The sequence below is a fragment of the Teredinibacter purpureus genome (assembly GCF_014217335.1).
Lineage (GTDB): Bacteria > Pseudomonadota > Gammaproteobacteria > Pseudomonadales > Cellvibrionaceae > Teredinibacter > Teredinibacter purpureus.
This window is the reverse complement of the sequence record NZ_CP060092.1, coordinates 3238436-3259295: the sequence shown is the minus strand read 5'-3', so window position 1 is coordinate 3259295 and position 20860 is coordinate 3238436. Positions and strand designations below refer to the sequence as shown.

The 20860-nt window shown below is 44.6% G+C and carries 13 protein-coding genes; all 13 read right to left on the bottom strand.

Annotation, left to right across the window (positions count from 1 at the left end):
- Nucleotides 1-5: 5 nt before the first annotated feature.
- Nucleotides 6-1295, bottom strand: coding sequence for a hypothetical protein (locus H5647_RS14170; protein ID WP_045859466.1), 1290 nt, complete (start codon nt 1293-1295; stop codon nt 6-8).
- 17 nt (nt 1296-1312) lie between these two features.
- Nucleotides 1313-3622, bottom strand: a complete 2310-nt coding sequence (locus H5647_RS14165; protein ID WP_045859464.1) for an efflux RND transporter permease subunit — start codon at nt 3620-3622, stop codon at nt 1313-1315.
- Entirely contained in the window at nt 3623-4042 is a 420-nt protein-coding gene (locus H5647_RS14160; protein WP_045859462.1) for a hypothetical protein, read from the bottom strand. It lies immediately after the preceding gene.
- Nucleotides 4043-4483, bottom strand: a complete 441-nt coding sequence (locus H5647_RS14155) for an SRPBCC domain-containing protein (RefSeq protein WP_045859460.1) — start codon at nt 4481-4483, stop codon at nt 4043-4045.
- 122 nt (nt 4484-4605) lie between these two features.
- Nucleotides 4606-5424 carry a thioesterase II family protein gene (locus H5647_RS14150; RefSeq protein ID WP_052692082.1) on the bottom strand — a complete coding sequence of 273 codons (819 nt, stop codon included), beginning with the start codon at nt 5422-5424 and terminating at the stop codon, nt 4606-4608.
- 18 nt (nt 5425-5442) lie between these two features.
- A complete protein-coding gene (locus tag H5647_RS14145) occupies nt 5443-6534 on the bottom strand; it encodes an alpha/beta fold hydrolase (RefSeq protein ID WP_045859458.1) in 1092 nt (363 codons plus the stop codon).
- A gap of 28 nt (nt 6535-6562) precedes the next feature.
- Entirely contained in the window at nt 6563-7804 is a 1242-nt protein-coding gene (locus tag H5647_RS14140; protein WP_045859456.1) for an FAD-dependent monooxygenase, read from the bottom strand.
- Between the two features lie 33 nt (nt 7805-7837).
- Entirely contained in the window at nt 7838-8605 is a 768-nt protein-coding gene (locus tag H5647_RS14135; RefSeq protein ID WP_045859454.1) for a 2-oxo acid dehydrogenase subunit E2, read from the bottom strand.
- Between the two features lie 6 nt (nt 8606-8611).
- On the bottom strand, nt 8612-8836 hold the full coding sequence (locus tag H5647_RS14130) for an acyl carrier protein (protein ID WP_045859452.1): 225 nt from the start codon (nt 8834-8836) through the stop codon (nt 8612-8614).
- 3 nt (nt 8837-8839) lie between these two features.
- Entirely contained in the window at nt 8840-10762 is a 1923-nt protein-coding gene (locus H5647_RS14125; RefSeq protein WP_045859449.1) for an HAD-IIIC family phosphatase, read from the bottom strand.
- A gap of 123 nt (nt 10763-10885) precedes the next feature.
- Nucleotides 10886-11902, bottom strand: a complete 1017-nt coding sequence (locus H5647_RS14120; protein ID WP_045859446.1) for a 3-oxoacyl-ACP synthase III family protein — start codon at nt 11900-11902, stop codon at nt 10886-10888.
- A gap of 39 nt (nt 11903-11941) precedes the next feature.
- Nucleotides 11942-15082, bottom strand: a complete 3141-nt coding sequence (locus H5647_RS14115; RefSeq protein WP_045859444.1) for a type I polyketide synthase — start codon at nt 15080-15082, stop codon at nt 11942-11944.
- A 3-nt stretch (nt 15083-15085) separates the two neighbouring features.
- Nucleotides 15086-20860 (bottom strand): type I polyketide synthase, encoded by a 5775-nt coding sequence (locus H5647_RS14110; protein WP_045859442.1) that lies wholly within the window; start codon nt 20858-20860, stop codon nt 15086-15088.

The following is a 20860-nucleotide window of genomic DNA, read 5'->3' as shown; positions in this document are numbered from 1 at the left end:
CTGTGTTAGAAGTATTTGCTTAAGGTGATCCGCACTGAATCTTCTTCAAGTAAGTAAGCGAGTTTTTCGTTTGGCTCGGGCTGCAATAATCGCATTATAAAATCGGGCGATTCACTATCAAGTGCAGTACCGCCACTAAATGCCCTTGCCATAATATCGAGCGTCCAAGACGCCGAAAATCGACGGCTGAACTCTAAGGTGAATACTTTTTCTTTGCCTTTAATATCGTGTATTACGCTGAGGAGTAACGCTGTTGAAACCGTATCGTTCGGTACCCAGCGTGCACCGAGAAAAAGATCATTTTCGAAAACTTCGGCTGGCGCTTGCTCGCCGCGATTATCATAGAGGTACTCTGCTATCCAGCCAATATCTGCGCGAGTATCGAACAGCCCTACCTGTGTGTATTCAACACCTGTTGTTCCTGCGCTATAGGCAACACTATTGTCGGGATTTTTATTGAGCGCTTCAAACTTCCATAAATAACTACCTGAAATATACTGGAAGTCAATGCTCACCTGCCGCATCAAATCGTAATAAGGGCGTAATCGCAAATCATCTGGCGCTACGCCATTATCTATGACGAACTGCGGCATACGCTCGGTACCCTGAAAAAATGAGACCCCTATATCACCACCGCCAAACATTTGGCTCCATCGAAAAGCAACGTCAATGTGTTGAGATTTTTTTTCCGATGCGTAGAGTGTATGGTCGTGATCGATTTCAATGGGGAACGCATAACGCCCTTCTATACCCGCTAATGTACGCTCCCGAAAACCCAAAAGAATATAGCTTTCGAAAGAGCCCCATTCGCTACCGTAATTCGCAGAGACTAAAGGTTGCCCTAATTTGCTTTGTGCATCTATATCTTCGACAAAATCGGTTTGATTGATGATGTTCACCAATTGTTGTGATTCTGTAATGCCCCAGTAGACGATATCAAAACCCGCTGTGAGATCCCACGTCTCGAACTGATGTACCCATTTAAATTCTCTTAAATCAACATGGCTACGCTCACTGTCGTTTTCATCTAAGCGAAAAAAAGGAATTAAGGTTATGCTATCACGCGCGTCATTCCACTCTTTAAAGTACTCGGGTGTCACACTAAAGGATAAATTACGTGTTTCCTGACCTAGAACCCCCTCATTCTTGAAGACGCTAAGTTCGGACGAAACTTCTACACTGCTCCAGTCAGAATCAGCCGTTGCAATATTAGTTGCGAGTATCGTGCCTGTACCCAAAATAAGGGAGGCGGTGAATGCTTGAAAGGCACCCCAGTGTTTTATGCTATACAACATGCAATCCCTGTTCCGTATCAAAGTGCTTGGGCCTTTTTAGGCCCAAGCACTTTGAGTAAGGCTGGAAGAAAAATAAAATCAATAATGAGGGCTATTGCAATCGTTAGGGCCGTCATCATACCCATGTTTTTATTGAGCGATAAATAGGACTGGGAAAGCACCATAAAACCGGCTACGAGACAAACAGTAGTGATCGTTAGCGCTATACCAACACGACGAAAAACATCCACTAGCGCATCATGATTAGACATTCCATGCTTTAGATTTGCTTGGTATTTCATTAAGAAGTGAACAGTATCATCCACTACTACACCAAGGGCCATACCGACAACAACAGCCACACCAAGGCCGATGTTACCCACAAATAATGACCACAATCCAAAAGCGATAAAGAACGGTAAAGCATTTGCCACTAAGCTCACAAAACCGAATTTTACGGAACGTAAGACAAACATAATAATAAGCGATATAAGCAAAATGCCTACGCCAATACCACCGATCAAGCTGTTTACGTTGCGTTTGCTGATATGGGCAAAAACAACATTTGTACTAGACGCCCTCGCCCACATAGGCTCTGGTAGATTTTCGTGCATCCATAAAAGCGTCTCACTTTCGAAAGCTAGCATCTCACGCGAAGACATTTTACGTAAGTTTACCGATACCTTACTAGCCGATTTATCAATATTAATCATAGAGCGAAGGTCGAGACCAAACGGTAAGGAAAGTTCATACAGTAAAAGGTATTGTGACGCCTCTAACCGATCGTCAGGTACCCGAAAATATTCATTGCTATCACCGTGCATATTTTTATTTAAGCGTTTGTATATATCACTTAGGGAGCGCACAGAGCGAACATCAGGGTGCTTGCGTAGCCACGTAGCGAAGTCGTCTAGGTTCGCCAAGTATTCTGGGTCAACAATATTATTAGAGCTCCCGCTACCCACCGAGAAATGGGCGTACATTACACCGGTTAGATTTTCATTTACCCAATCAATATCTTGGCGAAATTCCATTCGTTCATCGAAATAATTCAACGTCGTTTCATTCAGTTCGTTCTGTAGCATTAATGCCACCGATGTAATGCTGGTGACAACGGTGATCGCCAAAAAAAACTTGTAACGCTGAACAATAAATTCGCCGAGTAGTGAAAAACGACGCTGCATAGATGTTTGCTGTTGTTGTTCATCGTCAGAAATAAGCGTGCGACGACGCACAAAAAACATGAGTAATGTTGGGTAGAAAAAGAGTGAAAGCATCGCCGAGCACATAACGCCAAGTGCAACCATATTACCTAATAATTGAAACGGCGGTGAATGGCTGGTATTAAGGGTTAAAAAGCCAATTGCTGTGGTTATATTGGCAAGCAGTATGGGCTTAAAATTTAGCGCTAAGCTACTGCGCATTGCTGCAGCAGGCGTTTGCCCAAAACTTAATTGGCTAAAATACGCAATGGTAATGTGCACGCAGTTGGCGATGGCTAAAGACATTATCATCACCGGTACTGCCGTTGCGATTGGGGCCAGTTTCATATCAAACCAGCCAAATACACCCATACCTGCTACGGACGATAAAATAATGATAAGTAAGGTTAATAGACATACCGCCACCGAACGTAACAACACCAATAACAGCGCTAGCACCAATATAAACATTAAAGGGTATAAGCCTTTAATGTCGGCACGGGATGTTTCGGGAAAAGCCATGGCCAACACGGCCTGCCCAACTAGGTGAAACTCCAGTTCTGGATAACGCTCTCGATACTCGCTGACTTTTTCACGCACATACTCAACCGCTTGGGGGATTTCGCCAATAGGATCTTCACCCGGCATTTGTAAAATGATATTGATACCCGCGGCAGCACCATCTAGCGACACTAACGAACCTTTTAATAAAGGCTCATTTAGCGCAATATTTTTCACCTTATCGATTTCCGCCGCACTCATTAAATGAGCGTCTAATACAAGTGCACGTACGAGTAAATCGTCCTCGTCCGCGAAGGTATATTGCATATTGGTTAAGGAGTCTACTCGACGGGAAAACGGTGTCTGCCATGCTTCTAACGTAATGTCCTCTATAACCGCGAGTGTTTCTCTATCGAAAACTGACCCATCCCTCGCACCAATGGCTATCATTATATTGTCATTTTTTGAATAGCTGTTTAGCAGCGCTTCATATTCGATCAACTGAGGATTCGTCTTGCCAAAATAAATATTATAATCATTAGTCAAACTTAGGCCTTTCATGCCGCTAGCAAGTGCAAGAACCAGCATGAGAGAGGCTATTACACTGAACGCTTTGTGCTCGAGGCTCCAAATAATCATTTTCATTTACAGTATTTCCGTCGTTTTTCGCTGGCGGGTTAATTTAAAAACATAGACGCTACAATAAACCGTGCCTGCAATGCAGGGGGCGGCCATGGTGTTAATGATCTCAGGCGTACCCATAATAACGTGGGCAAAAGTAGTTACTATAATGACTATACCCATGGTGCCAAAAATCGGAATAATGACGCGAGCGTACGGGTGTCTGCACAATGAAAATAAAGTTTCCAATAGAATTGTCATAAAAAACGTAATAACAAAAGACACACTACCTTGTGCAAAAGCCGCGTTCAGCTGTGCAGCACTGCCGTGATCGGCATTAATATACGCCGCCCATGCACTCCAAAAACTGCCAATAACAAGGGCGCTTGTTAGCGCCCTAACCCAACTTGGCGAAGCACGCTTAACCGCTACTGTTTCGTTCATTTACGCTGCACCTTCACACTTCAGTTTGAGTGCTTGGTTCATATGACTAAAGCCTTCATGTGTATTGTTGCTGAGTTTTTTCCACATCATTGCCACTAAAAAACCACTAAACACTTCACGATGAACCAACCGACACTGCGTATCTGAAATCGATTCTAGCTCGAAACTATGCTCACCATCAAAAACGCCTTTTACTAGAACCTTACCCTGCCATGCGAAACGTACGTTGTGCTTCACATCGATTATTCTAGGTCTGAATTTCATAATGCCTTGGTTTGGAACATTTATTGTTACTGCTAGATTTTCACCTACAATGAGATTTCCCTCTATTGACGTTGCAAACGGGTTCCACGAAGGGTAGTCCTCAAAACGAGTCAAGGTTTCCCAAACGAATTCTTTAGACGCGTTGATAACAACGTCTGTCCTGACTTCTCGAAGCATTTGATCGATCTTCCTTTATGTCAATTGGTTAAATTATATTTCATTACGACGTGTGCGTATTTAACGTGTGAAGAAATAAATAGTAGTCACACATAGTGATTGTTGTTGTCTAATTTCAAAAGCTATAATTTACAACCTAATAGACTTTCACAGGTAGATTGAACAACCTCTAGAACGTTATTTTTATGGGTTTTAAGGAAGAAATGGTCTCCATCGAGGCTGATGAAGGTCACCTCTTTTGTAGAATGGTTTTTCCATGATGAAAGTTTATCTGCGGTTACATTACGGTCAAATTGACCAGAAAAAACAATAATGTCAGACGGCAACGGCAGGCTAGGCACGTACCGATACGATTCACACAGAAATAAATCACTGCGCAATACTGGTAACATCAGATCCATCATTTCTTGACTGTCGAGAAATGCCTGAGGCAGGCCGTTAAAACGTGTGACCATTTTAGTAAGCTCAGCGTTTGGCAAGCCTCTAACAGATGGATAGTAGTATGGTTTACAGGGGCTGCGATGAGCTCCGCCAAAATAACATAACGGGGATAAAGCGTATTCCGTGTATAGACGTTTGGCAATTTCGTAGCCAATACAAGCGCCTAAACTATGGCCGTAGATAGCATAGGGACGATCAATACTACTTGCTATTATGGGCAGTAAACTGCCAATCAAATTTTCGAAGTCGTCAATGAGTGGTTCGCCCAAACGTTCTTCGCGACCGGGTAGCTGTACTGGGCAAACTTCAACAGCATCGGAAAAGTAACTATTCCAAGGATAATAAACCGAGGCGCCTCCCCCTGCATGGGAAAAGCAATAAAGCCGAACTTTAGCATTGGGCTTGTCCCCTAAACGGGGCAACCATCGTTTAATGTTGTGGTGTACTACCGTTTTTTCTTGCGGTAACGGTTTGTCGTTACGGGTGGTTTGCGTAGCCATCGTATGGGGTTCCGAGCTCTATTTTTTTAACCCAAGCTTTCGCTTGAAATTATTTACCAACAACAAAACCCCTAAAATATGCTTTATAAAAGGTTTTTGACGCGACTCATTTAATACTGTCCAGGGTACGAATTTTTGCATTTCTGCCATGTTGTCCGGCGAGCCATGAACATCGTCAAATTCTTTTAGGTAAAAATTACGGGCATTACGTTTAAGAATATTGCCCTCTTCAGAGGGGATGATTTCATCGCGACTACTGCGCACGTAATATAATGGAATGTCCAAGTTTGCTATTTCTTCCTCTGAGATAGCAAATCGTGACAAATAGCTAAATACACTATCGACTTCCTGTCGGCATAAATGCGCTAAGGTGTACTTGGTTGTATTAGGTACGCTTTGCCACCATTCGAGATCAAGAAAAAATGCTTGTATAGGGGCACCGACACTGGTAATAGCACGTATACGCTGGTCAAAAGGCGCTTGACCAATCGCCAAGTTTCCGCTGAAACTCATCATTACTGTATGCACGTAATCAACATTAACCTTGGCCGAAACAGCATCGAGTAGTGCGGTTAGATAGCCATAACTATGCTCATCATAAGGTAATGGATTCTCACCAACGCCAGGCATCTCGGCCACAATAACGGACATACCGAGCTTTTTCCCCGCCAGCAAAAATTGGCCCCACTGCTCCTTTAAGGACACAATCCCCCCCATGACAAGGAGTGTGGGTGCATTTTTTTTGTCACACGGATATAAATAAAATGGAATAATGCAGCCTCTATATGGCGCATGACAACATTCTACGTCGGGCGCCGCGTTATTAATCCACTCTTTAAATGTAGCCACACAAGTTGAGTGTGCCTCATGCATTAACGGGGTTGATGGGTAGGGGAATCGAGCCAAATTAAAGTACTGGTATGCATCATAATTATTACCTTGCCCTAGCAGGCCTCTTGCTTCCGACATCCATTCATATGCCCAGCTTCCCTCTTTTTCGCTTTGTAACTCTCTCACGCGCTCCAAAATATTACTGCAGCGTGGAATATCCATATTCTGCGCATGAGCATGCAACATAACAAGATCACGAAGTTCTGCTAAATAACTCACAAGTGATTCCCCCTGAATATAATATTGTTTAGGAAACGGATTTACGATCTGCTTCAGCCTTAAGATAACCGGCGAAGTAAACACGCTCGACCATTTTCTTCTTTACCCCGCTCAAGTTGTTGATAATCCGGTATACGGTTCGGCGCAACAGAACCTTAAGAGGGCTAGCAAAACTAAATATGCGTTCTTGGCGCTCTTGAATGCCAAGAATAAAGTCGGTTTCTTCTTGGCGTTCCTTTTGGTAGCTTTCCAAATATTTTCCACGAATAAGTGCCTCAGGCGCGACTGCCAAACGATCGGTAATGACTTCGTATAGTTTTTTTGCATCAAACAGAGCATGCTTAATACCCTGCCCCATAACGGGAGTAATGGTATGAGCAGAATCTCCCAACAACGCCATGCCATCTACATACCAACGCGGTACGCGCGCGGTAAAAATATCCAACAAGGCTACGCACGACCAGTCGGTTATCGTCTCACGGACCTCTTTTTCTATTCGAGGCTCAAGATCGATGATGAAGTTGTGTAGATGTTCGATGCCTTGCTTGCGAAAACTTTTATACTGACCGGCAGGAATATTCACACCGAGGCGTAAATGATCTGGGAAGGTTGGCAATACGATTAGATGACGATCTTTTTTCAGTTTTATACTAACTTCTGAAGGCCAATTGGCTGGACGAGGGACTTTTAACCATAAGACGTCGCGCGGGGCCTTTTTAATATCGGCACCTAGGTTGGCCAAACTACGCATTTTAGAATAGCGACCATCAGCGGCAACCACGAGGTTAGCGTGTATTATAATTTCGCTCTTATCGCTATTTTTTACAGTAATACCGTTTACGGCCCCTTTATCATCTTGGATTAACGATTTGCACGAGGCCTTTGCCAAAAATGTGAAATTGTCGTATTCGGCTGCTTTATTGGTGAGTACTTGCAACAATGCAGGCTGAGGGAATTCGATAACACACTGGTTTTTGAATTTATAATCGGAAAACTCGAAGCGCATGAGGCTGTCACCGTTATCGCATAAATTAAGCGCTCGGGATTCTAAGTAACCATGATGTTCAATAAAGTCTTCTAGGCCGTGGTCTTCCAATAATTGTCGTGCATCTGGAGAAAGGGATTCTCCGCGAAAATCTCGGTTAAAATCATCGGCTTTTTCCAGTAGCACTGTATTAATACCGGCCCTCGCTAATAGTAAGGCTAAAAATGCCCCGCCCGGGCCTGCACCAACGATACATATTTGTGTTTTAATCTCTTTACGTTCCATATTAGGCAACCCCGTATTGTGTCTAAAGTTTTATTATTTTAATGGAAATTGATACTGTTCAATGACGTTTTTAATATCATGCAGAATGTCGGCGGCCATAGCGCCATCGATAACGCGATGATCAAACACCATACTTAATGGCAACATCGGACGTACAGTTATCTCGCCACCCATAACGACTGCGCTATCTTGAATGGCCCCTACCCCAAACGCTATGCAGTTGCTACTAATTGGGCAAAACACATCCACGGGCCGGTGGCCAAGGGATGTAATGGTAAAAGAACCTTGTATAGCGTGGCGCTTGTTCGGGTTAGACATGAGTTTTCGATATAACCATTGCCCTACCTGTTTCTTTAAACTATTGAGCCTACGTAGATTATTGTATTCATCGGCATCGCTGTAGTCTGCGTTTTTAAACCGCTCAATTTCTCGCTGAATATCGTATTCACCGAGTAAGTCACTGTCTTCGATTACGGCAGATGCTACCAACCGTTCTCCTGCGTCATGCTTATCTAGCGTAAACTTTGCAATTACCCGTTCATAACGTGCTATTTTAGGTCGCCATCCGTCAAGCATGCTGGCATTTGCTTGCGGGTATTGTTTTATCACCACGGAAATCGCTTTAATTAAGAATGCAATGTAACTGACATTTACACCTTCGGTTTTGAGTGACGCTCTACTTTTCTCCATCGCACTCATATCAACTTTAGTGGTTAACAATACGGGCGCAGTATTACTTGCATCTTTGAGGAAGTAATACGTGTGACGACGTTGCTGCGGGAAATCGTTAATATCTACCATGTCCTACTAGCCCGCCTGAATAAAATTAACAATATCTGCAACGGTACGTGTCTCCAAAAATAGTTTCATCGACAGTTTTTGGCCTGTTTCTTTTTCAAGCTGAGAAAATAAACGCAGGGCGTTGACGGAATCCCAACCTGGAATTGAATCTACCCCCATCGCTTCGGTAATGTCTGCTTCACTATCGACAATCATTTGTATCAATTCGACAACTTCATCTAATTCAATCATTGCTTATTGCTCCATTGTGCTTACGGCGTTATCCGTGTGTGTTTTAAGTGTGACCCAAGGGATTTTTGCGAATAGCGACTGAAAGTCCAGCTCGCTCAGCTTGTAACGATTAAGCTCCGTTTCGCCGTTGACATGGCCGTCGGCGACAAAACCATTTTCACGATAGAAACCTGAAAATTTTTGGTTTTTGGTTGTTTCAGAAAAATAACCGTATACCGTGCTTGCAAATTTCTCGCGTGCGAAGCGAATGATATACCCAACTATTGCTGTTTCGATTCCACGAGAAAACACCCGACAACTCAATAGTAAATTACGTATATGAAAGCTTCCATCTGGTTTTTCATCTATGATTGCACAACCGACAATTCCGCTACTACCAAATTTATCGTCTACACAAACGGTAAGAATGTGGCAATAGTCGTCGAGATAAAGCCGCTGTACATCTTGCTCGCTTAGTCTTTCTGTAGTGAGATTGAATTGATTTGTTCTTTGGGTTATTTGTGCTACGCGTGGTAGCGTGAATTCATCAGCAAACGAAACATCGACGGCGATATTTAGGCTGTGAAGGTAACCACTAATGTCGGTGTGTTTATTTTTCTCTACTTTACGTTCTGATTCGGCTCTATACTTTTCACTACGAGTGTAATCTTCAGCGGTTAGCACCCGGGAATTAAAAAATCCTGGCGAGGTGAGCTGTAAAAGATGTTCTTCTGGATTACCGGAAAGTTTTACCACGGCAACTTCTGGCAATAACTCTCTAACCATATCGCATTCAAAATCGCTATCATCCACAAAAACTATATGCTCACAGCTGATATTGAGATGTTGTGCAATGGTTTTTAGATTCTCGTGTTTGGGGTCCCAGTTAACGCATTGGAAAGAAAAATCCTTTGTTTTCAGTATTGCATCTGGGTGTTGGCTAAAAACTTGATCAGTATTGTCCCGATTATTTTTACTATTAAGGGCTAAAATTATACCTTGCTTACCCAGTTGTCTCGCTGCTGCTTGGAAACGTGCGTACAGTTCGCCTTCTGCACTGCTTCCCAGCGTAATGCCTGCTATACCATCGTCGCCAACAACGCCTCCCCAAAGCGTGTTATCGCAATCGAGGACAAGACATTTTTTGGTGTTACCAAGAAGCGTTTGCGCTACTTTTTTACATTCATTGGCAAACTGATCCAGCAATTCTTCGCTAAAATGCATTTTGGCAAATCCTGACAAATTCAAGCGCTTAAGCTCTACGTTTTGCTGTTGCAGTAAAATATCGGTATCAATGACTATGCCGGCGCTTTGCTCAAAAAAGGCTTCATTTATTGCCGTATTAAACTGACGAAACTTTTGGCTTAGCGTCATTTTTGAACGGTAGTCGATAAGTAGCTGATGCTGCTCTTGTCCTAGCACAACGGTATTGGTAACCAGTAGCTTATCGCTATTGTGGAAGTAACGATTAAACGCTTGTGTGATGTTCTCTAAGACAGAGTCCATACTGTTTAGATAATCTTCCAGCAACCAATCGGCAGGCATATTATCGAGGAATATATGTTCATCTAGCAGGCACAGTGTAATATCTGGTGAAAATTGGTAGAGCTCGCTGTCGTCGTCAAGTAGTTGCCACATGTATTGATTGAAATCGGCGCAATAAATATCCGCAAAGATGGAATCAGTTAAACAAGCGGTACGAATATAATTAGTGATCTCGTCACAGACGAAATTACTGATAACCGCAATTTTAATGGGCTTAATGTTCGACGTTTTAGATTGATTGAGTTCCTCAAACGTGACTTTTCTTAGCAGGTAGCCCGCCTTAGATTTGGAATGAATGTCATGCAGTTGAGATAACAGTGTGGCGAGCTGAGCGCTTGCACCACTTTCTGCAATATTCTGTCTTAACGATTTTACTTGGCGGATAATATCTCGCTCACCCATTTCGGCCCCACTTATATCTTTTGGTCACTGTATTGCTATTGAAAAACCCAAATCAACCACCCTGTTAACGGGCAGAGAAATTGTACGTCGGCGTATAGGCTGCCTTACGGCGTTGTTTGTTGGCTATACGCCTTGCAGCACTATTCCGCCCTTAATCCACTTAGATGATTCAATGGCTACGCCAATTGCGGTTTGCCCCTTTTGCAGTTTTTCGGACAGCATTTTTAGTTGTAGAAAAGGTAATGCATTACCGTTATTACCGCTGACCGCAACACAATTAACGGATTTTTCATGGGGTAACGCCATGTAATCAATAATTTTATCTGTCATTAATCCCGCTAGCTGAGGGGTCATAAAATAGTCGACATTATTTTCGTCCCAGCCCGCTTTGGCTAATAGCTCGGTGGTAGTTTCCCGAGCCATACGCGGCACTTCCGTTTCAATCGCTTTATACTCTTCACGCAGTGGTTGTACGTCATCATATTTAATAGCCGCTGAACCTAACCAGTTAAGTTCCTGCCCGGGTTCACGGTTCAAGCCTTCACAGCGATTCAATGTATGGAGTATTTCCATCCCTTCACTGTCTTCATTGGTGAGTACCGCTGCCCCCGCACCATCGCCAAAAAGTGCGTAGTTAATTAATTCGGACGATGATAAACCGCTAAAATCTTGGCTTAAGTCAATATACTTTGCGCAAACATCACCACCAATAATGAGACCTGTTGTATATTGCCCACTCCGCAATAAGACAGTGCCTATATCAAGAGCTTGCATTGCACCGGCACAACCTGATTGCAACTGGTAGGTGGGAACATTGTTAATCCCGAGTTTTTCACAGACAAAATTTACCGTAGCGGGCATTAAGTGGTCGGGCGTTGCGGTTCCCATCACGACAAAGTCAATTTCTTCTGGGTCTATTTGTGCTTTATCCAGCGCCTGAGCGCTAGCGAGGGCGCATATATCGGCGAGAGTGCTGTTGACTTCGCCTGTATCTAGATCCATGACCAAATGACGTGTTTCGTTTCCAATAACGAGATCAATCCATTCGGCATTAACATTAAACTTTTCTTGAATTTTTTTGTTATCGATGGGCTTTCCGGGTAGATGAGTCCCTACACCAATGATGGTTACGCTTTGCATAAAATGTTGTCCAGTTTGATTCTCAGTTTTTGTTCGTCGTTAGTCTTCTACTTCGATCTCTTGTTTTTTATTGATCGATTCGGATTGATTTTTTTTAACAAATTCGATGAGCTGGGCTACCGTTTGCACCATCATCATATCTTTTAGTTCGATATTCTTCGCCGAATGGATGTTTTTCTCTAATAGCGTCTTGAGTTCCATGATAGTCATGGAATCATAACCGAGATGTTCTTGGAAATTGTGTTCAGGTAATACATCTTCGAGTTCGAGGCCTTTAACCGTTGCGACTAAAGAGCGAACCTGTTCACCAATATCAGTCGAGGATTCTATAAACGTTGTTTTTTCCGTAGGCAGTTCATTTCCCTGCATTAACGTATCACGTGAGGTATCAAAAACCGCTTCTGCAAAGTCAAGCCAACAGGGGGCTTTTTGAAAAGCATAGCTAGGCAGCCTGCACGGTTGATGTTCGACACCTTGGTGATAGTTTTTCCAGTCTATGGTTAGGCCAGCTTGCCACGCTGCGGCGATAAAGGTGTTTAATGTATTATGATTCGTTGCCTCTTCTGCCTCGTGAGAAAAGTACAGCGTAAAGCCATCCCTACCTCGGCTTCTGTTTGTTGCTGTCATAAAGCTCGCTAAACTACGCTCACCTTTGCCGCTATTACCTGTTTGGATAATAGTGTGGATATTGAGTGAAGCCAGTGTTTCAGTAATGGCTTTTAGCTTAACGGGCTTATTGAACTGACGTAGCCAGTATTCCTGAGTAATGAGTTCTGCCTGTACCAATTGCCCCGTAGTAGCCGAAACAACTTTATTTTTTGGCTTACCTAAGGTTATTGCACTTAATTTATCGGCTAAGAAACCCGTATCCTTTATTAGGGGCATGCACTGGTCGACACTCGCTGCGCCTAGCATCTTGTACGCGATACTACCATCCGTTAATGCTTCACACGCGAGGTTAATAGCTGCTTCGGAGCCTACGATATAGGTGCTGTCAGAAGCGTTCAGTGCAGCGATGCTAATGGCGTCTTGTGGAAAACTTACCGAGCGAAGGAATGACTTTGCTGAGCGTAACTCACACTTCAGCTCCAATAGTTTAACCTTGTTTTCTTGCCGGTATTGAGAGCAGGTCTCGTTCACGGCACTAACAATGTCTAACAGCTCTGCAACCGATAGTACTCCTGCAAAACAGGCGGCACTATATTCACCTAGCCCCACTCCAGTGATTACAGATGGCGTAAATCCAAACGCAACCATTGTTTCTACGAATATTAATTCCACTATAACGGAAAGCGCGCGCTGGCATTTTTTATCAGTATTGAGTCCTTCTTCGCCTACAAGTAATGGCCATAAATCCCTACCGCAATGGGCGCTAAAAATCGGTTCATACCGTCCAACAACAGCCTTAAAAACAGGTTTGTTTTTAAGGCTGTTCACGACTTGTTTAATGTGCGTAATGTTTAGGTTAGCATTTAAAATAAAAGAATTTTTGTCTTTATTTGCGGGTGAGGTAGCCCACTTTTCACTAAGAGATAAGGTTTTAAGTGATTCAACTAAATCTTCTTTGTTGTGCGCACAAATACTTATACGATGATTGAATGCCGAGCGGCTGACATTGCTGGTATAACAAATTCGATCGTACGTATCGGGTGTTGTATCGAGGTAACGCGCGTATTTTTTAGTAAGCGCTATTAAGGATTTTTGCGATTTCGCTGATAAGGTTAGTACGCTACTGTTCAGTGGTGCCGGGGCCGTTGGCTTGTCAGTGGCTGACGCTGATTGAACAATAATATGAGCATTGGTGCCGCCTATACCAAATGCGCTGACACCTGCATAAAGCGGTGTATCAACGGGCGTCCAATCTTGAGACTGAGTACAAACCTTAACGCCGGTATTGTCCCAATCAATATGTTCACTTAATTTTTGTACATTTATATGGGGCGGTAATGTATTGGCTTGCATCGACAGGATAACTTTCAGTAAGCCGGCGATACCTGCTGCGCCTTCTGTATGCCCGAAATTCGTTTTGATCGAACCAACTAGCAGGGGCGATTGTGTTTCTTGCCCTGAAGGTTTAAATACACGTGATAGCGTTTCAATCTCTAGTGGATCACCTAACGAGGTGCCTGTGCCATGGGCTTCGATATAGCTAACTGCGCTGGCTTCTATATTGCTATCTTTTAACGCAGAACGAATAACCTCTTCCTGCGCTAACCCATTAGGTACTGGTAGTGCGCTACTAGGGCCATCCTGGTTGATGGCGCTACCGCTGATAACCGCGAGAACATTATCGTTATCGCGTTCTGCATCACTAAGGCGTTTTAGTACTATCATGCCGCAGGCTTCGCCACGAGCATAACCGTCAGCGGCGTTATCAAACGTCTTACAAAGCCCATCGGCTGCGAGCATATTGGAGGCGCAAGTTACGATAAACATGCTGGGCGTTAACATGAGGTTCACACCACCGGCCAGCGCGAGTTCGCACTCGTGGTTTTGTAAGCTACGTATCGCTAAATGTACGCTGACAAGGGACGAAGAGCAGAGTGTATCGGTAGCCATCGCAGGGCCTTGGAAACCGAAGTTATGCGCTAGACGCCCTGCACCAATGCCGTTTCCGTTGGTAATGGCGGTGTACATACTGGATTGGTTAAGTGCACGAATGCCGTATTGAGAGTAGTCCGCGTTCATAGAACCCACGAATACGCCTGTTTTACTGCCTCGTAAGCTAATGGGGTTATAGCCAGCATGCTCTAACGCTTCCCACGTACACTCCATCATAATGCGATGTTGTGGATCCATGGCTTTTGCTTCTGCTGGCGGTATATTAAAAAAGTCGCGGTCGAAGTGGCGAACATCGTCGAGGAAATAGCCTTTGCGGGTATACATCATCCCTGCTTTCCCTGGCTCGGCATTATAGTATTGTTCGATATCCCAACGATCAGACGGCACATCCGAAACGAGGTTTTTACCCTCGGCCAATAGTTTCCAGAGTTTTTCTGGCGTGTCTGCCCCACCGGGAAACCGGCAGCCCATACCGACTACGGCGATAGGGTCTTGTTTCGGCGCGTGAGGAGACTTTAGCTGTTCCTCCAGTGTCTTTATTTTTGCTTGGGATTTTTTGAGCTCCTGCAAAGCTTTTGCAAGTATTGCGCGATTATCCATTTTGGCTGCGTTACTCATTAACTATTCCTCTGTCATCTCAGCTAATTGCTCTTCCAGTAACCGTGCTAAGTCATCTTCGCTTAAACTATCATCGAGCGAGTCTTCTGTTTCCGCTAGCACGTCAACCGGTTGTACTTCGTTTACCTGAACGGCTACGTCCATGTCTGGTCCTTCAACAAAAGCTAAGTCGATAGCGCTGCTAATAAAGAATTGAATAAGATCGGCAATTGTCGGGTAATTAAAGGCAACGGTTGGAGGTAAACTTATGTCGAATACTTTCTCTAACTTTTGTCTAAACTCGAGCGACATTAACGAATCCATGCCCGAATCGAAAAATCCGAGATCTAGGGCGATGTCGTCGTCATCTGAAAATTTCATAATATTGCGTAAGATGCCGCTAATTTGTTCGGCCAAGAGCGTTTGACGTTCGCCGATAGGTGCTTCTTGTAATGCAATAAAATAACTACCACGCACAGCGTCATCTGAACTAAATTGTTGTTGGTATGCTGTGAACAAGGGATTGATATCTGCACTGGGGAAATTTTGTAAAAATTGCGACCAGTTTAAATGCGCATATGTGACGACAGCTTCGCTACTAACGGCTTTATTGTCGGCCAAAACAAGGAGTGCGCCCATGGCGTCGAGCCCTTGCTGCACGTCGAAGGCTTCCATTCCAACGGCATTCATTTTGCTATCACCTTGATTCGCAACAGCCATTCCTACATCTGCCCAAGGCCCCCAGTTAATGGATAGGCCGCCGTAACCTGCGGCCTTGCGTTCGGCCATAACCGCGTCCATGTAAGCATTCGCAGCCGCGTAGTTACCCTGCCCTGGTGTACCAAATGTTGCCGCAATGGAAGAGAAACATACAAAATACTGAACGTGTGCGTGACGTGTCGCTTGATCGAGGTTATAGGTGGCTTGTACTTTCGGTGAAAAAACCTTGTTGTAGCTGTGCTGGTCTTGCTGTTGAATAAACTTATCGTCCAGTACGCCCGCTAGGTGGAAGACACCAACGATGGAACCTTGTTTTTGTGAGACTTGCTCCATAGCGGTGTTAATGTTCGTTACTTCGGCTAGATCACACTGATAGCAAACAATATCAATACCTTGTTCTAGCAGTGTATTCAGCCGTTCTTGCTGTGCCTCGGAAGGTGTGCGCCGTACGAATAAAGCCAAATGCCGAGCACCGTGCTGGATAAGCCATTGGACGGTTTCAAACCCCACACCACCGAAGGCACCGGTAATAACGTAAGTGCCCTCTTTCTCCGCTTGAAAACATTTTTCGTCTGTATCGATGTCTTCAATGGGTAGATATTCATTTAAACGTTGTACGAAACGCTCGCCTTCGTGGTAAGCAACTTCGGTCTCTTTATCCTCGCTTAAAATGTCTGCGCCGACGCGGTGTAGTGTATCCGTATCGTTTTCGACTATTTCAAAACAGCGGCCGTGTAATTGAGGTTGTTCAACACGTAGCACCCGATAAAGCGACCAAAGAGCGTGTTGTACCGCATCAGGGGAATGCAAACGCTGCGTTAATAACGATAAACGTGGCGGCTGTGCAAGGCCATTAATACAAGCGTTAACCAAAGCACTACTCGCTATGGCGTGTTCAAGTAGTAACGCCTGCGGAAACTCGGTATGCGCGGCAGTATTCGGCAAGACCCTAACAATACCGCCTATGTCAGGAAAACCTTTTTCCTGAAGAAGATTAAATAACGCGAGGTACTCGTGTTCGTGCGTTAGATTTAATTCGAAACGATTGGCCGAAATTTCCGTTAGGGACTCTCCAGCTACAACACTGACCCATTCCCTATCACGGTCATCAAAATAGTGCCCTAAACCTTCAATAAGGTTTAGGCTATTAGTATCGCCAATTATCACCATTAATTTTTCGCTTACCGTAGCAGAAGGCGATATCGACGAAGCGCTCCACGCGTTATGGTAAAAATGTTTTCTTGTTTGAGCGCCAGGCAAGCTAGCTTTCAATAATTTGGCGCTCGACTTTCTGAGTTCGAGGCCATGCACATCCATAAAGACGTTACCTTTATCGTTAAATAAAACAAGGTCACCCACATACCGGGCTTTACCGGATTGTATATCCTCAATACTGTGGTGCGGTTTAGATAAACACCATAGTTTTTCAGAGGCTTTCGGCTGTTTAAAAAATTTGAGGTTCTCCACGCTGAAGGGGATATAGATATCATCGCCTTCAGCATCTAACGGAACTGAACTACCAAACGCTTGGAAACACGAATCGATAAGGCCTGGGTAGAGAGGATACGGGGAAAGTGTTTCAGGTAGTTCAGGCAAGACCATTTTATGTAACGTTAAATTGCCCTGCTTAAAACGATCACCCACCCAGCAAAATGCGCTGCCTAGGGTATAACCTCGCTGCCATATGGTGCTGTAAAAATCCTTACCACTTTGCTCCATGGGCCACTCTTCAATAGCGAGTGACAGATCGAGGTCGGCTAACGCATCTTGCAAGGTAACGCTAGTGTCGGTAATAGTGCTGGAGAAAACACCAGAGGCGTTGATTTCCCACGCATGCTCTTCGTGTTTTTGTGTTTCATCATTAAGCGATGACACCTTAAATGCACCCTTTATGTTTTTCTCGTGAACGCCTGAAGAGGCTTCAGGGCTCAATACAATTTGGGCACAACGATGGCCTTCATCAGGCACGCCAATGGTTTGAAAGAATGCTAATGCACCGAGTTCGCACTGCTGTGAATTGTAACGATCTTGGACCGCACTAATTGCCATGGAAACATGTGATGCGCCGGGCACAATAACCGTACCGAACAAACGATGATGCTCTAAATAGGCAGGTGACTCTTCGCTTAAAAGACTTTGGTAATAACTGTTTGCCACGCCAGGAAGGGTAATGCGGCTACCCAAAAGTGGGTGATCTTTATGCGTTTCTGTTGAGTGTTTTCTATCGGCGATATAGCTGTCAACACCCTGTATCCAGAATCGCTGGCGCTGATACGGGTAAACCGGAAGAGAAACATTTTTGCCGGTCTCTCGCGTAGTCGAAAAATAGGTGGGCCAATCTATGTTAACGCCAAGTTTAACAAGTTCTGCGAGTGTTTTTTGTAGCGTAAGAATATCGTTGGTATCTTTCTTTAAACTACTTAGCCAGTGGATACTAGCCTCATCGCAATTACGCACTGCCATAGCCGTTAGTGTCGGTTTTGGGCCGATCTCTATTACAATATCGACTTCTTTACTGAAGGTTTTAACGCCTTCGTAGAAATCCACTGGCGCTACAATATGATCTGCCCAGTAGTCTTTACTTTGCAATAGGCTATCTTCAATTTTTGCACTAAGGTTTGAGACGAGTTTAATCGCGGGTGCAGCGAAACGAATGTTTTTGGCGTAGTCTTTAAACTCTTGGAGGATAGGCAGCATTAATGGCGAATGAAACGCGTGGGATACGGGAAGGTTTACGACACCTATATGATCCGCTTTACATTGCTGCTGGATAATACCTAGAACGTCGAGATCACCGGATAAAACGGTTTGATTTTGAGTATTAAAGGCGCCGATACTGACACTCGCCCGTTGTGTTTCTGTAATTGCTTCTGACACTATTTGCGCGACGGTTTTCCCGTCACTCATTACGACGATCATGCCACCACCGCTGGGCAGCGATTGCATAAGCCGCCCTCTTTCGGCGATTAAACGAACACCCTCTTCGAGAGAAAATACACCCGCAATGCAAGCCGCTGCATATTCACCTACACTGTGCCCCGTTACTATGGTGGGGCGAATCCCCCAGGAAATCCATAGCTGTGCCAGTGCGTACTCAACACAAAACAATGCGGGTTGTGTATATGCTGTTTGATTTAACTCTGCGGTGTGTTCACCCCAAAGTACCTCCAATAAAGGCAGTACCAAGACTTCTTCAAGCGCTTTAGCGCAACGGTCTAGTGATTGCTGGAATACGCTTTCTTGTTGATAAAGTTGTTCGGCCATACCCGCATATTGCGCACCTTGCCCTGTGAACATAAAACCGATACGCGGCATAGATTTACGGGGGGGCGAGGTGACTTGTGGCGCGTCGCTGTCTGCAAACGTTTTAATTGCGGCGCTCAACGCTGTACTATCTTCGCCTGCAAATGCGATACGATAGGGATGCAGGTCGCGTGCGACGGCCGCGCTGAAACAAATATCGTGTAAAGCAATATCGTTCTGAGGTCGATTCAACCAACGATAATAATTAACGGCGCTATCGTGTAAGGCTTTCGGCGTTTTTGCAGACAGCACGAGCAAATGATTTTTATCTGCGTCGCGTAGGCGATGAGCAGGTTTTGGAGAACGTTCACCAGCGTTTTGTTCTGTTGTTTTTTCAGTAACCGATAATTTTCTCTCGGGCGCTTCGCCAAGGATTATATGGCAATTTGTGCCGCTAAAACCAAAAGAACTAACACCTGCCCGCGCGTGCTCTATGCCCTCATAACTTTGCCATGAGGTAGTGTTGTCCGCAAAAACAATGGGTGAACCTTCAATATCGAAGTGATGGTTTTTAGCGTGGAAATGCAGGTTTCCCGGTATTTTTTTGTTTTTAAGTGACATAATCACTTTTACAATGCTGGCAACGCCGGAAGCGGCTTCGAGGTGACCGATGTTAGACTTAAGTGCACCGAGCGTTAGGGTTTTTTCGCTAGGACGATTTCCGTACACGGCGTTTAAGGCATGAACTTCTATCGGGTCACCCAGCGATGTTCCTGTACCGTGACTTTCTATATAGCTAACGGACTCGGGTTTCACTTGGGCGTCTACCAACGCCTTGCGTATCACGTTTTGTTGCGCTGGGCCATTGGGCGCAGTCAAGCTGCTGCTGCGACCATCTTGATTAACCGCAGAACCGCAAATAATTGCATGAATTTGATCACCGTCCTTTTCTGCTCGCGACAATGTTTTTAACATTAACACTGCGCCACCTTCGCCACGTACATACCCATCTGCACTATCATCAAAGGTTTTGCAGCGACCATCGGGGGCAAGCATATTTGCTTTCGAAAGCGAAACAAATACTTGAGGGTCAAGCAACATGTTTACGCCGCCAGCAAGAGCCGCTTGGCATTCACCTTTTCTTAAAGCGTTAACGGCTAGATGTATGGCCACTAATGACGAGGAGCATGCAGTATCAACGGCAACGGCTGGTCCTTGTAACCCTAGGTTGAACGAAACGCGGCCACTAATTACATTTTGTGTATTGCCTGAAACAAAAAAACCCGCGTCATCGCTGTCTGATTGTAAGCAGTAGCGAAAATATTCTGCAGCACCAACACCAAGGTACACGCCCGTATTGCTACCCTCTAGCGCACTGGAGGTATAGCCAGCGTCTTGTGCGGCGGTATAGCTCAGCTCTAGTGCGAGACGCTGTTGCGGGTCCATACTTTCGGCTTCACGTGGTGCAATGCCGAAAAACTTCGCATCGAATTTATCGTGATCTTTCATCAGACCAGCGTCCAACGTAACGGTCTTACCTTTTGCCGTGCGGTCGGCGTCAACAAATTTATCTAGTGGCCAGCGAGAAAATTGTTTGTCGTTATTGCTTGCTTGGTGGACGATGCCATCACCACCGTTGATTAAGAAATCCCAAAATTGATCTGGACTTTCGACTTTTCCGGGTAAACGACAGGACATACCAACAATCGCAATTTTTTCGCCGGAGCCATTTTCGGCTTTTTTCAGTTTTTCCTGAAGCGTTTCTATGGCGATAAATGCCTGTTTCAGTGGCGATAACGGTGTTTTATTTGCGTTGTTTTTGTTAACTTCCGACAC

Bases quoted from the DNA above. Each gene is read 5' to 3' on its own strand.
- H5647_RS14170 (WP_045859466.1), bottom strand. From the start codon at position 1,295: ATGTTGTATAGCATAAAACACTGGGGTGCCTTTCAAGCATTCACCGCC.
- H5647_RS14165 (WP_045859464.1), bottom strand. From the start codon at position 3,622: ATGAAAATGATTATTTGGAGCCTCGAGCACAAAGCGTTCAGTGTAATA.
- H5647_RS14160 (WP_045859462.1), bottom strand. From the start codon at position 4,042: ATGAACGAAACAGTAGCGGTTAAGCGTGCTTCGCCAAGTTGGGTTAGG.
- H5647_RS14155 (WP_045859460.1), bottom strand. From the start codon at position 4,483: ATGCTTCGAGAAGTCAGGACAGACGTTGTTATCAACGCGTCTAAAGAA.
- H5647_RS14150 (WP_052692082.1), bottom strand. From the start codon at position 5,424: ATGGCTACGCAAACCACCCGTAACGACAAACCGTTACCGCAAGAAAAA.
- H5647_RS14140 (WP_045859456.1), bottom strand. From the start codon at position 7,804: ATGGAACGTAAAGAGATTAAAACACAAATATGTATCGTTGGTGCAGGC.
- H5647_RS14135 (WP_045859454.1), bottom strand. From the start codon at position 8,605: ATGGTAGATATTAACGATTTCCCGCAGCAACGTCGTCACACGTATTAC.
- H5647_RS14130 (WP_045859452.1), bottom strand. From the start codon at position 8,836: ATGATTGAATTAGATGAAGTTGTCGAATTGATACAAATGATTGTCGAT.
- H5647_RS14125 (WP_045859449.1), bottom strand. From the start codon at position 10,762: ATGGGTGAGCGAGATATTATCCGCCAAGTAAAATCGTTAAGACAGAAT.
- H5647_RS14120 (WP_045859446.1), bottom strand. From the start codon at position 11,902: ATGCAAAGCGTAACCATCATTGGTGTAGGGACTCATCTACCCGGAAAG.
- H5647_RS14115 (WP_045859444.1), bottom strand. From the start codon at position 15,082: ATGAGTAACGCAGCCAAAATGGATAATCGCGCAATACTTGCAAAAGCT.